General features: G+C 59.4%; 14 protein-coding genes. 13 read left to right on the forward strand and 1 reads right to left on the reverse strand.

Features of this window, described 5'->3' with window-relative positions:
- The first annotated feature begins 12 nt into the window (after nt 1–12).
- From cpaB to argA, 13 genes are all read left to right on the forward strand, one after another.
- Nucleotides 13–858, forward strand: a complete 846-nt coding sequence (gene cpaB / locus QYQ99_RS01200; protein WP_302091060.1) for a Flp pilus assembly protein CpaB — start codon at nt 13–15, stop codon at nt 856–858.
- Between the two features lie 65 nt (nt 859–923).
- Entirely contained in the window at nt 924–2,480 is a 1,557-nt protein-coding gene (locus QYQ99_RS01205) for a type II and III secretion system protein family protein (RefSeq protein WP_302091061.1), read from the forward strand.
- Nucleotides 2,481–2,494: 14 nt separating this feature from the next.
- Nucleotides 2,495–2,824, forward strand: a complete 330-nt coding sequence (locus tag QYQ99_RS01210) for a hypothetical protein (protein WP_302091062.1) — start codon at nt 2,495–2,497, stop codon at nt 2,822–2,824.
- A 163-nt stretch (nt 2,825–2,987) separates the two neighbouring features.
- Complete coding sequence (locus QYQ99_RS01215; RefSeq protein WP_302091063.1) at nt 2,988–3,197, forward strand: Flp family type IVb pilin; 210 nt, start codon at nt 2,988–2,990, stop codon at nt 3,195–3,197.
- A gap of 186 nt (nt 3,198–3,383) precedes the next feature.
- On the forward strand, nt 3,384–3,593 hold the full coding sequence (locus QYQ99_RS01220) for a Flp family type IVb pilin (protein WP_114862404.1): 210 nt from the start codon (nt 3,384–3,386) through the stop codon (nt 3,591–3,593).
- Between the two features lie 116 nt (nt 3,594–3,709).
- Nucleotides 3,710–4,921, forward strand: coding sequence for a pilus assembly protein TadG-related protein (locus QYQ99_RS01225; RefSeq protein WP_302091064.1), 1,212 nt, complete (start codon nt 3,710–3,712; stop codon nt 4,919–4,921).
- 5 nt (nt 4,922–4,926) lie between these two features.
- Complete coding sequence (locus QYQ99_RS01230) at nt 4,927–5,370, forward strand: TadE/TadG family type IV pilus assembly protein (protein ID WP_034408168.1); 444 nt, start codon at nt 4,927–4,929, stop codon at nt 5,368–5,370.
- A complete protein-coding gene (locus tag QYQ99_RS01235; RefSeq protein ID WP_034408038.1) occupies nt 5,367–5,810 on the forward strand; it encodes a TadE family protein in 444 nt (147 codons plus the stop codon). The genes QYQ99_RS01230 and QYQ99_RS01235 overlap by 4 nt, the downstream gene beginning before the upstream one ends.
- Before the next feature lie 15 nt (nt 5,811–5,825).
- Complete coding sequence (locus QYQ99_RS01240) at nt 5,826–6,986, forward strand: AAA family ATPase (protein ID WP_302091065.1); 1,161 nt, start codon at nt 5,826–5,828, stop codon at nt 6,984–6,986.
- A gap of 27 nt (nt 6,987–7,013) precedes the next feature.
- On the forward strand, nt 7,014–8,429 hold the full coding sequence (locus tag QYQ99_RS01245; protein ID WP_437439056.1) for a CpaF family protein: 1,416 nt from the start codon (nt 7,014–7,016) through the stop codon (nt 8,427–8,429).
- Nucleotides 8,430–8,450: 21 nt separating this feature from the next.
- Nucleotides 8,451–9,440 (forward strand): type II secretion system F family protein, encoded by a 990-nt coding sequence (locus QYQ99_RS01250; protein WP_302091066.1) that lies wholly within the window; start codon nt 8,451–8,453, stop codon nt 9,438–9,440.
- 27 nt (nt 9,441–9,467) lie between these two features.
- Entirely contained in the window at nt 9,468–10,379 is a 912-nt protein-coding gene (locus QYQ99_RS01255) for a type II secretion system F family protein (protein ID WP_302091067.1), read from the forward strand.
- Between the two features lie 472 nt (nt 10,380–10,851).
- On the forward strand, nt 10,852–12,198 hold the full coding sequence (gene argA, locus QYQ99_RS01260) for an amino-acid N-acetyltransferase (RefSeq protein WP_302091068.1): 1,347 nt from the start codon (nt 10,852–10,854) through the stop codon (nt 12,196–12,198).
- A 98-nt stretch (nt 12,199–12,296) separates the two neighbouring features.
- Here argA and QYQ99_RS01265 read toward each other — a convergent pair whose 3' ends face one another.
- On the reverse strand, nt 12,297–13,112 hold the full coding sequence (locus tag QYQ99_RS01265) for an AraC family transcriptional regulator (RefSeq protein WP_302091069.1): 816 nt from the start codon (nt 13,110–13,112) through the stop codon (nt 12,297–12,299).
- Nucleotides 13,113–13,302: the final 190 nt, after the last annotated feature.

A 13,302-nucleotide genomic window follows, 5' to 3' on the forward strand; every position in this document is an offset into this window, starting at 1 on the left:
CGGGAGCCTCCCATGAAAAACCTCAAAGCTTTGGGTCTGTTTGTCCTCGCCGTACTGGCCAGTCTGGCGGCCGCAGTCTACGCCGCCAACTGGGTCGCCCAGCGCGGCAGCCTGGACGCCGACAAGGTGGTCGTTGCTGCCACCGACATTCCGCTGGGCGGCAAGATTTTGCCGAACATGCTCAACACCGTCGACTGGCCGCGGGGCTCCATACCAGACGGCTCTTTCCATGACATGCAGCAGCTGCAGGACCGAGTGGTCAAGGTCGGCGTGCTGCGCGGCGAGGCCGTGCTCGAAGGCAAGCTGGCACCGGTCGGCACCAAGGGCGGACTGGCAGCCGTCATCGCTCCGGGCAAGCGGGCCATGACGGTGCGCGTCAACGATGTGGTCGGTGTAGCGGGCTTCGCCCTGCCCGGCAACTACGTGGATGTGGTGGTCAATGCCCAGCAGGAGCAGGCCGGCAAGATGGAGGATTCGCGCCAGATCAGCAAGACCGTACTTGAAAACGTGCTGGTCCTGGCCGTGGCCCAGGAAGCCGACCGCGACGAAACCAAGCCCAAGGTGGTGAGCGCCGTCACCCTCGAGCTGAGCCCCGGTGATGCCGAAAAGCTCGATCTCGCACGCAGCGTCGGCAATCTTTCACTGGTGCTGCGCAACCAGATCGACAAGGATCCGACCAGCACCGTCGGCATCACCAAGCACCAGCTGTTTGGAACACCTGAGCCTGTGCCTGCCCCCGTCAAGGTCGCAGCACCCGCCAAACCCGTGATGCAGCGAGCCAGGCCCGCACCCCAGGCTTCGACAGCCACCTGTGTCGAAGTGATCCAGGGCGGCGCTCGAACTCTCAACTGCTTCTGATCTTCTACCGTAACCACTCAGAGAGGTCGGCCGTGCAACACCATCACCTATATCTGGCAGCTAGCATGCTGCTCGCCAGCTCAGCACCTGTGCTGGCCCAGTCTGCGGGCACACCTGCCCAGCCCGGCCCTGTGGCTGCGGCCGCTCCCGCAGCTCCACGCACCACCCTGCCCGCCAGGAACTGCACGGCCATTCACACAGAGGACCCGACCACGGTCACGCTGGGTAAATCCGTGGTCATCCCGCTGAACTCGCCCATGGCGCGCATCCTGGTCAGCGGCCAGACACCGGGAGCCGGCCAGGCAGCCGCCAACGCACAGCCCCAGATGCAAGTACAGAACGGCATGGGCGATATCGAAGTGCAGTTGCTCAGCCCCAGGGATCTGTTCTTTCGCGGCCGCAAGTCCGGCTCCATGAACGTCATCCTGCAAAACGCCCAGGGTGCCTGCTTCATCAAGGACGTGATCGTCACCATGGACCCGGGTCCGCTGCAGGCCAAGCTCAGCGAGCTCATGCCGGAGGAGCGCAGCATCCGCGTCCAGGGCGCCGACAATGCCCTGGTCCTGAGCGGAGAGATCAGCAATCCGCTGCGCCTGGACGATGTGGTGACGCTCGCCGGCGCCTACAGCGACAGCAAGAAGATCGTCAACCTGCTGCGCACCACTTCACCTCACCAGGTGATGCTGGAAGTCAAGATTGCCGAGGTCAGCAAGACATTGCTCGACAAGCTCGGTGCCAGTCTTGCGGGCCAGCGCATCACCAGCAATGGCATGAATACATTCTCCATCGCCTCCAACTTCCTGAGTGGCGGCGGCGGACTGCTGAGCGCCATGCGCATAGGCAAAGGCTCAATCAGCATTGACGGCCAAAAAGACGACGGTCTGGTGCGTATTCTGGCCGAGCCCAACATCATGGCCATCAGCGGCCAACAGGCCAGCTTTCTCTCGGGCGGCAAGATCTTTATTCCCGTGGCACAGAGCAATACCACTGGCGTGCCAGTGATGACGCTGGAGGAAAAAGAGTTCGGCATCGGCGTCAAGTTCACGCCCACCGTACTGGGTGGCTCACGCGTCAATCTCAAGCTGGTCTCAGAAGTGTCCGACCTGTCTCAGACAGGCTCACCCTTCACCGCCATCAATGGCGTCACCTCCGTCATTCCCTCGCTTTCGGTGCGACGCGCAGACACCACGGTGCAGCTCAATGACGGGCAAAGTCTGGTCATTGCCGGCCTCATCAAAAACAATATCACCGAGGCCGTCAAACGCTTTCCGGGGCTGGGGGAAATACCGGTTCTCGGCGCGCTGGCCCGCAGCACCGAGTTCCAGACCGATCAGACCGAGCTGATGTTCATCATCACGCCGCGCCTGGTACAGGCTCTGGCCGAAGCCCCCAGGGTGCCCACCGACAACCATGTGGTGCCCTCACGCGCCGAGGTCTATCTGAACGGCGCACTGGAGAGCTCCAAGCCCGCGCCCGCAGAGAAGACGGCACCTGCATCTGCCATGCCTGCCGGCGCAGCCACACCGATGCCGGCACCAGCCGCAGCGCCCCAGGAGCTGCAAGCACCGGCACCGGTCGAGCCCTCTGTCGACCGTCCCGCCCCTCTGAATCCGCCCACCTGAACCGGAGTCAAGCCATGACCGAACGCAGCATCCTATTTCCCGTGGCCCTCGCCGCCCTGCTGGCGGGCTGCGGCAGCACAACCCCCAACTACGACGCCCGCTTTGGCGAAGCCGTACGCAGCGCCCGCCTGCAGATGACCATAGACCCGCAAGCGGGCAAGACTCCTGGCGTCGGTGTTGATGGAACCACTGGCATGGACGGTCGAGCCGCAGCGCACACCATGGAGCGCTATGAGCGCAGCTTTAAAACGCCACCGCAGGCAGTCAATGTCATCAATATTGGCGGCTCGCTGACCGGCAACCAAAGCGGCGGTGCAGGAGGAGGCAGCGGCGGTACGCCCTAGTCCTTGGAATCTCCAGATATCAGTTCATCAGTTCCACACCATTGAATTTGAAAGGAGAACAGATCGCATCGCGGCCTTGCACGCCACTTACCGCCGGCCCAGTAAACCGGCACCCAACCCGTGTAGATGTTTTCGATCCGTTACTCACTTTAGAGGTATCACCATGAACAGCATCGCTCAGCAATTTGGCCATTCCCTGCAATCCTTTGTCCAGGATGAAGAAGGTGCGCAGATCATCGAATACGCGCTCGTCGTAGCCGTAGTGTCCATCGGACTGATTCTTCTGATGAAGTCTTCCATAGGCAACGCCCTCTTCACTGATTGGCTCACCAAAGTCAAGGCTTGTCTGACCAACTCGGCTAGCTGCACCTAACTGTATTGAGAGGTGAGCCATGACGCAGCCGCGCTAACTGTCATGGCCATTAGCAAAGAACCGATCGAGGCGCATTGCACCATGAAAACAGCCCGCACTACTGGACCACAACCCGGCACATGCGTGGTTCTGGCGCCGCGCTATAGCGCCAGCATGGAGTCGTCGACCCAACTTTGAGGTATCACCATGAACAGCATCACTCAGCATTTTGGCCATTCCCTGCAAGCCTTTATCCAGGATGAAGAAGGCGCGCAAATCATCGAATACGCACTCGTTGTGGCCGTGGTCTCCATTGGCTTGATCCTGCTAATGAAATCTTCGATCAGCGACGCCCTCTTCAATGATTGGCTCACCAAAGTCAAGGCTTGCCTGACCAACTCGGCCAGCTGCACCTAACTCTATCCACAGATATGCCATGGCGGTCGTCTCGTCCGTCATGGCTCTCCAGCCAACCACTCCTTTCAAAACACATCATGAGAAACCACCCACACCTCAGGTCCAAAGCCCGGCCCATGCGTGGTTCTGCCGCACAGCGGCGGCAGCATGGTGCCTTTCTGATTACCTTTGCCCTGTTCATGCTGTTCCTGCTGGGCTTTATGGGCATTGCATTGGATTTGGGCCGGCTGTTTATCGTCAAGACCGAACTGCAGACGGCCATGGACAGCTGCGCGCTGGCAGCGGCACGAGAACTCAATGGTCAATCTGACGCCATCACGCGCGCCCAGAGCGCAGGCATGGCGGCGGGCAACAGCAACAACGCTAATCTGCAATCCGCAAGCTGGAACGGCGTTGGCAAGATCACCGCCAGCGATGTAGGGATCTTTCGCGACAAGACATATGCACAGACTACCCTCGCCAAAGATGCACGGTATGTCGAGTGCAAATACACCATGAACAGCATCAAGCTCTGGCTGCTGCAAGCCATGGGTGCCTTTACCGGCGATAGCGCCACCTGGCCCAATACAGGCACCGTAGGTGCGAGGGCCGTGGCCACACGAAGTGTTGCCCAAAGTTCCTGCCCAATCCCGGTGCAGTTGAAGCAGTCCAAATTTACGACCCTCAACAAGGGCGACTGGATCATCGCGCTCAGCAAGTCAGGAAGCAGTGGTAGCGACTTCGGCTGGGCCAATCTGGACGGATCGACGAGCGCTACCGAAACATGGGCAGAAATGGAGGGGAAATACTGTAGCTCCGAGTATCCTCCTCTTCCTATCGGCACCAGCGGCGTGAAAACCTCTGTTTTTGAATATTGGAATCACCGCTTTGGTATTTACAAGGGTGCTCTAAATGCGACCAATGGCCCAACCGTAAGTCGCCCTGATTACACGGGCTATATCTACACCGCCACAAACTGGCCCAGCAAGTTCAACGCCTACAACGGCCCAGCTCAAGGCGGCATCCCCAACTTCATAACGCAGCGCCAGTCGTTTACTCCTTGCAGCCCCAGCTGCCCCATTAATGGGAGCAATGAAACTGCTGTTAGCTCCGCACAACTCCAAAGCTATGGCGCAGACCGCCGCCTTGTACTGACACCTGTCGTGAATACCGCAGGCAATGTGGTCAATTTCGCCTGCATGCTGATGCTTCAGCCAATTTCCAATCCGATCAAAGAGGACATTTACCTCGAGTTCCGAGGCAATGCCAGCGATCTCGACAGTCCCTGCACCACCACCGGTCTGGCAGGCGGAACAAACGGCCCTTTGGTACCCGTCCTTGTAAGGTGAACCTCATGCGCAAATATCAGCATCAACAACAAGGGGCAGCGCTGATTGAGCTGGCGCTAAGCATTCCTTTCATGATCATGCTGAGCATGATCGTCATCGAGTTCGGCCGGGCGCTTTACGAATACAACACGGTGACCAAGTCGGTACGCGATGCTGTGAGGTATCTTTCCGTGCAGATGCCAAACACCCTGTGTGCCAATGCGCAGAACCTTGTGGTGTACGGCACAACTACTACGGGCACCCAACCACTGGCCCCCGGACTCAAGACCAGCGCCGTGAGCTGCAGCTGGCAGACCACAGGTGCACTTCCGCTGATCAATACCGTCACCGTCACGGTTACCGGGTACCACTTCACGTCACCGGTGTCCGGCGTGTTCGGCCTGCAGCTGTTCACCAACGGCGGTATCAACTTCGGCAATATCACCGCCACGATGAGGACGCTGACATGAAACACCTCACTCAACGCGGCTCCACGCTCATTGAATTTGCACTGGGGCTACTGATCTTTCTGATGTTCCTGCTGGGCGTGGTGGACTTCAGCCGCCTTCTCTACACCTGGACCGCGGCCAACGAGGCCACACGTGCCGGTGCTCGCTATGCGGTGGTGTGCGATGACCTGAATCAGAAAGCTAGCGTGCTGCAATATATGAAAAATCGGCTGCCGCAGATCACCGCTGTGGACGTGAAATGGAAACCCGACAGCTGCACGACTGCCACCTGCCAGAGCGTCACGGTAAGCATCCCTCAAGACGGTCTGAAGTTCCAATGGATCGCGCCCATCGTGGGTTCGGCGGCGCAGACCGTCATCGACATGCCGGGATTTAGCACCACCCTGCCGCGTGAAATCATGTACCAGGATCTAAACGTCCGCTCGGACTGCACTCCTTAATCAGGGAGAATTCGTATGAAAATCGCCATCATCTCCCCCAACACCGCCCATCTCCGCGAGATGGCCCATGTGCTGCAAGAGCAATCCCATCAGGTGCAGACCTTCGAGGGTGGCAAGACCCGCATGCCCACGATTGCCGAGCAGGAGCTGCCGGATCTGATCATCGTCGATGGTATGTGCTGCGACCCCGCAGACCTGGCTCCGGTGGAACAGGTAACCACCCATCACCCACGCATGGCCGTGGTCCTGCTGTGCGCCCAGCAGACACCAGAGTTTTTGCTGCAATCCATGCGGGCGGGCGTGCGCGAGGTTCTGCCATCGCCGCCGCCGCCGCAGGCGCTGGCCGATGCCGTTCAGCGCCTTGCCAGCAAATTGCAGGACAGCACCACCAACCGTGCACAAGGGCAAGTCATGGCCTTTCTGCCCTGCAAGGGCGGTGCCGGCGCCACTTTCCTGGCCACCAACCTGGGCTGGGCGCTGGCGCAAAAGCACTCCGTGCTGCTTATCGACCTGAATCTGCAGTTTGGCGATGCGCTGCCCTATCTGCATGAAGGCAAGCCAAGCTCGACATTGGCGGATGTGGCACGTGACCTTCACCGCATTGACGCATCTTTTCTCACGGCCAGTACGGTAAAGATCACACCGCGCCTGCATGTGCTGGCGGCCCCCGAAGATGCCATGCATGCCATGGAAGTGGAGCCCGGGCATATTGAGGCCATCGTGCAACTGGCTGCCACACACTACGACTTCGTGCTGCTGGACATGGGGCGCGTGCTGGACCCATTGGCTCTACGCGTGCTCGACAAAGCGCAGTGCATTATTCCTGTGCTGCTGCCCAACGTACCCGCCGTGCGCAATGCGCAAAAGCTGCTGCGCATGTTCCACGATCTGGGCTACCCGCAAAGCCGCCTGCATCCGGTGCTGAACAGGGTGGACAGGCGCAGCGAAATCGGTCTGTCGGAAGTGCGCAAGACCCTGGGCCTGGAACAGCAATGGCGCAGCATTCCCGACTCAGCCCAGGAAGTACAAGCAGCCATCAATGCTGGAGCACCGCTGGCCGAATCCGCTCGCAGTAGCAGCGTGGTGCGCGAGCTGGCGGCCTGGGCCGATGCACTGTCACCTCGAACTCATGAAGAAAACGGTAATTTTTTGAACCGGCTCTTTCGCCGGGCGTAGGCATCCGTATTGCAGAAGGAGACTGTCATGTCACTACGAGATTTCTTGACCGCGCCATCGACACGCACGCCCAAGCCTCTGCTGCAGGTCGTGTCTGAGTCCGCAGATATGTCGGCTATGCCCGCAGCAGAGCCTCATGCGCCATCCACCCCCATCTATAGTCACTCTGCGGCCTATCTGGCACTCAGAAGCCGCATTCATGCCAAGCTACTGGAGCGGTTTGATCTTGCTGCCCTGGATGCAGTATCCGTGCAGACACTGCAGCAAGAAATTGCGACCATGACCGAGCGACTACTGACTGAGGACTCCGCAGCCATCAACGATCTCGAGAGAAAAATGCTGATCCGAGATATCCAGCACGAGATGCTGGGTTTCGGTCCACTCGAGCTGTTGATGGCCGACCCTTCGGTATCGGACATCCTCGTCAATCGCTACGATCAGATCTATGTGGAACGCCAGGGCCGGTTGGAGTTGACGCCCGTTGTCTTTACCGATGAAAAGCATTTACTGCGCATCATTGACAAGATCGTTTCACGCATAGGCCGACGCATCGACGAATCCAGCCCCATGGTCGATGCCCGCCTGCCAGATGGTTCGCGCGTGAATGCGGTCATCCCGCCCGTTGCCCTTGATGGCCCCATGATGTCGATCCGGCGCTTTGCACGCATCCCTTTGCGCATGGAGAATCTGATCAACGACCTCAAAAGCCTGACACCTGGCATGGCCCTGGTTCTTGAGGCTCTGGCCAAGGCCAAGGTGAACATGATCATCTCTGGCGGCACCGGCGCCGGCAAGACAACGCTGCTCAACATTCTCTCTAGCTATATTCCAACAACGGAACGCGTGGTCACCATCGAGGATGCGGCCGAGCTGCAACTGCAGCAGCCGCATGTGGTGCGCATGGAAACGCGCCCGCCCAATATAGAGGGCCGTGGCGAAATCACGCAGCGATCCCTTGTGCGTAACGCACTGCGCATGCGCCCTGACCGCATCATCATCGGCGAAGTCCGGGGCGCCGAAGCGGTAGACATGCTGCAGGCCATGAACACCGGCCACGAAGGCTCGCTGACGACCATCCACGCCAACACTGCGCGCGACTCGCTGGCACGTCTGGAGAACATGGTCGGCATGGCAGGCCTCAATCTGCCGCACCAGGCCGCACGCCAGCAGATTGCATCGGCCATTACGGTGATCGTGCAGGCACTCCGGCTCACGGATGGCAAACGCAAGATCACCAGCATCCAGGAGATCACGGGCATGGAGGGGGATGTGGTGACCATGCAGGAGATCTTTGCCTTCACCCAGACCGGGATCGGCGCCAATGGTGAAGTCCAGGGATATTTCCACGCCACGGGTGTCAGACCCAAGTTCGCCGATCGGCTAAAAGGCTTCGGCATTGCGTTGCCCGACAGCATCTTCGCTCCAGAACGCCACTATCAATGAATTCCGCAAAAAGGTGCCGCCATGCTGTCCTTTTTCTCTTCCCACTCGATCCTGGTAATCATCGGTCTGGTGTTTGTAGCAGTGCTCCTGCTACTGGAAGCACTGCACACGATCTGGAAGCAGTACAAGAGTCCTGAGGCAAAGCGGCTTGAGCGCCGGCTCAGAGCCTTGTCAGCAGCCGATGACAACAGCAATCCGACCAAGCTGGTCAAGGAGCGCGTACTTAGCGATATGCCCAGGATGCAGCGTGTGCTGCAAACCATGCCGCGCGCGCACCAGCTAGACCGCTTCATTGTTCAATCAGGCCTGGACTGGACGGTTTCGGGCTTGCTGCTAGGCAGTGCAATACTGTTTGCGCTAGGTATGCTGACAACCATCATGCTTCGCCAGCCTATGGAGTTTGGCGTGCTTTCAAGTTTGGTGCTGGGCTCCCTTCCATGGCTGTTTCTGCAACGCAAAAGACTGCAGCGCCTGAAACGTATGGAGCACCAACTCCCAGAAGCGCTGGACCTCATAGCGCGCGCATTGCGCGCAGGCCATGCATTTTCCGCAAGCCTGCAGATGGCTGGAGAAGAACTGACCGAACCTATCGCCGACGAGTTCCGCCTGGTGCATGACGAGATCAACTATGGCACATCGCTACAGCAGGCCTTGACCAATCTGGGCGAGCGGGTACCGATCACAGATTTGCGCTACTTCATCGTCGCCGTACTGATACAGCGCGAATCTGGCGGCAACCTCACCGAGATGCTCAGCAACCTGAGTCGCCTGATCCGCGAGCGCCTCAAGCTCCATGCCAAGGTCCGCGTACTCTCCGCTGACGGGCGAATGTCGGCTTGGTTCCTGGGCTTGATGCCATTTGGACTGGCCGCTCTGCTCAATCTAATGAATCCGGAATTCATGCATCCGCTCTGGACTGACCCTATTGGCATCACCATTCTGAAATGGTTGGCCGCACTGATGGTCATAGGTCTGTTGCTGCTGCGCAGCATCGCCCGTATCAGGGTATGAGTCCATCTGAAACGCAAGGAGTCCTCCATGTTGATCGTCGCCCTGCTCACTTTCACCGCCCTCATGCTGGCTGCTGGAGCCTTGTTCTTCTGGGCAACGCCAACAGTCGCCGAGCGACGCTTACAGTCACTTACACCCACCTCTCAAGACAAGGGGTGGACAGAAACAGTCGTCAAGCTGGTCGGCCCATTTGCACACCTGTCGTCACCCACCAAAGACAGTGATGCAACGCCATTGCGGCTGCGCTTTCTGAATGCCGGCATCCGCCACGAGAGTGCACCACTGCTGTACTTTGGAGTCAAAACGCTGCTGCCTCTTGCTTTGGGGCTGACGGTGTACTCGCTCATGCGGGCAGCCAGCAAGGCAGACAGCACCCAGCTATTGTTCTTCCCCTTGGTGACCGCTCTTGTGGCCTGCTACCTGCCGAATCTGGTTCTGCGCTGGATGGCCTCGCGCCGCAAGCGCGAGATCTTTGAAAACTTTCCCGATGCCGCTGACTTGATGCTGGTCTGCGTAGAAGCAGGCATGGGCCTGGATGCCGCGCTGGGCAAGGTAACCGATGAAATTCGCATTAAAAGTGAAGCCCTGGCAGAGGAGCTCCACTGGACTAACCTGGAAATGCGTGCTGGCAGCACTCGCGAAAAATCCTTGCGAAATCTGGCGGCCCGCACCGGTGTAGATGAAATTCACACTTTTACGGCCATGCTGACGCAGGCAGACCGATTTGGTACCAGCATAGGCGAATCGCTCCGGGTTTTCTCGGATGATCTACGCCACAAACGGCAGATGCGCGCCGAAGAGCTCGCTGCCAAGATCCCCACCAAGATGCTGCTGCCGCTGGTGACCTGCATCTTCCCGGCCATCATCATGGTGGTTCTGGGTCCGGCCATCATACGAATCGTGCGCATGATCCTGCCCATGATGGGCGGCAGCATGTGAGGGCTTCAACAGGGGGGCGGATTCGCCTCTCGGACTAGATATCCTGAAAGTAGTCTCGACATCTTTGACCTAATCCACAGGGACAGCCATGACCTGCAGAGGGCATGTGCTCTCTCCATGACGCTTAGATTGACCAATTGAGCTGGCCCCCTCTAGACGTGGTCGAAAGATGCGCCATGAAATGAGCCGTACAGAAAGTTCTGCGCAAACGGCAACCGGACGATTGACCGAGTGTCTATCTTTGCTTCGCATGGTTTAGACGCTGACTGCTACTCGGAGCTCTGCTCAAATACAAGCCGTCATTTTTTGAAAACTTCACGCCACAAAAACCACAAACTGTGCGATCAGCGCGCACAAAACCCTGCGGCACCCAGCGAAGGCACGCGAGTAAACGCTACACTTTGCGCCTCAGGCCTGCGTAAACCCCGACGCAGGCCTTTTTTACCGCTTTTCGAGGTTTTCGCGCGCTGCCATGTCCACCGTCTTCAATTTCACCTTTGTTCCCTGGTTTCGGTCTGTGGCCCCCTATATCCACAAGTTCCGACACCAGACCTTTGTGGTGGGCCTGACTGGTGAAGCCATTGATGCGGGCAAGCTCAGCTCCATCGTCCAGGATCTTGCAATGATCCAGGCCATGGGCGTCAAGATCGTGCTGGTGCACGGCTTCCGCCCCCAGGTCAACGAGCAATTGCGCCTCAAGGGCCAGGAGCCGCGTTACTACAACGGCATGCGAGTCACCGACTCCATTGCACTGGACTGTGCCCAGGAAGCGGCCGGCCAGCTGCGTTACGAAATCGAAGCAGCCTTCAGCCAGGGACTGCCCAACACGCCCATGGCCGGTGCGCGCGTGCGCGTGATTTCGGGCAACTTCCTCACGGCACGTCCCGTGGGCATCGTCGACGGCGTGGACTTCATGCACTCGGGCCTGGTGCGCAAGGTCGACGTGGAAGGCATTCGCAGCGCACTGGACTCCGAAGCCATGGTGCTGGTCTCGCCCTTCGGCTTCTCCCCCACGGGCGAGGCCTTCAACCTCAGCATGGAAGAAGTGGCCACCCGCGTGGCGATCGAGCTCAAGGCCGACAAGCTGCTGTTCCTGACCGAAGTGCCTGGCGTGCGCATGGACCCCAGCGGCCCGGCCGACGAGAACAACCCCATCGATACCGAGCTGCCGCTGGACGCCGCGCGCCGCCTGCTGGCCCAGCTCCCGCCCGCACAGCAGCCTACCGACGTAGGCTTTTATCTGCAGCACTGCGTGCGTGCCTGCGAGCATGGCGTGGAGCGCAGCCATATCCTGCCCTTCTCGACCGACGGAGCGCTGCTGCTGGAGATCTATGTGCACGACGGCATAGGCACCATGGTCATTGACGAAAAGCTCGAAGAACTGCGCGAGGCCACGATCGACGATGTGGGCGGCATCATTCAGCTGATCGAGCCCTTCGAGCGCGACGGCACGCTGGTCAAGCGCGACCGCACCGAGATTGAACGCGATATCGCCAGCTACACCGTCATCGAGCATGACGGCGTGATCTTCGGTTGCGCGGCCCTGCACCCCTACCTCGAGGCCAAGACCGCCGAAATGGCCGCCGTCACCGTCTCGCCCAAGAGCCAGGGCACGGGCGATGGCGAAAAGCTGCTCAAACGCATCGAGCAGCGCGCACGCGCCCTGGGCTGTGAAACCATGTTTGTGCTGACCACGCGAACCATGCACTGGTTCATCAAGCGCGGCTTTCAGCCCGTGGAGCCCGAATGGCTGCCGGAGGCCCGCAAGGCCAAGTACAACTGGGGCCGCAGGAGCCAGGTGCTGGTGAAGAAGCTCTGAGCCGCCTTCATTATCAAAAATAGCTTTCAGTGCTTGATGAACAAGCGTTGGAAGCTATTTTTTTGGAGGGAGCAAGAGATGCGTGCAACAGGCACCGGCTAACGTGGCGTCGCTCTGTCTGCCGCAGCCGCAAATTCCGACGGTGGGCGGCCGAACTGTTTGCGGAAAGCCGCCGTATATGCACTATGGCTTTCATAGCCGCTTTCCAGTGCCACGGTCGTGATGGCCATGCCCTGCAGCAACTGGGGGATGGAGGCCATCAAGCGCATCTGCTGATACCACCGGCCCCAGCTCATCCCGGTGCTTTTCAGGAATCGACGGTGCAGTGTCTTGGGCGTGAGAGCGTGTTGCCGAGCCAGGGCCTGCGCCGTGGTGCGCTGCGCCGGTGCACGCAGCATGCTCTCGCAAATGCGTCGCATCAGCACATCTTCAGGCCAAGGCAAGTAATACGGTAGCGGGGCCAGGGCCCTCAACTCCTCCAGAAGAAGAGCGCCCAGCAGCGCATCGCGCGGGCGATGCGCTGCCTGATGGGGCAAGTCGGCGAGCGCCGCCATCAACTCCCTGACCAGCGGCGAGACATGGAGCACGCAGTCCTGTGCTGGCAAGCCTGCCGAGCACGCCTCATCAACGAACAGACCAAAGGCCCGCACCGCCGTGGTCGCCGTGATCCGGTGCAGCATGCCCGGGCGCAGCCACACTGCCGTGGTCGGAGGAACCAGCCATTGGCCGCAGGGGGACTCGACCAGCAACACGCCTTCCGAGGCGTAGATGAGATGGCCGCGCGCGTGGCTGTGCTGCGGCACCACATGTCCGGGCGGATAACGCTGCTCAACGCCGGTGACAGGCAGTGACGAGATCTGAGCATGCTGCAGATCCAGGGCATGTGCGCCATGTTCGGGAGATGCAAAACCCATTCAATCTGTCCAAATCTCTACAACAAATGAATATCTATCGATAGAAGTCTATACCGTTGACGACATAAAGTAGCCCCACTGTCTGCATCAACAAGCATTTTTGCCGTGAAACACTGCCACCCGCTTCCGCTACGCCTACTGGCTCTGACATCTGGTCGGGGTCTGCATGCACGCGTTCGCGCATGGTCCC

The organism is Comamonas testosteroni, assembly GCF_030505195.1.
Taxonomy (GTDB): domain Bacteria; phylum Pseudomonadota; class Gammaproteobacteria; order Burkholderiales; family Burkholderiaceae_C; genus Comamonas; species Comamonas testosteroni_G.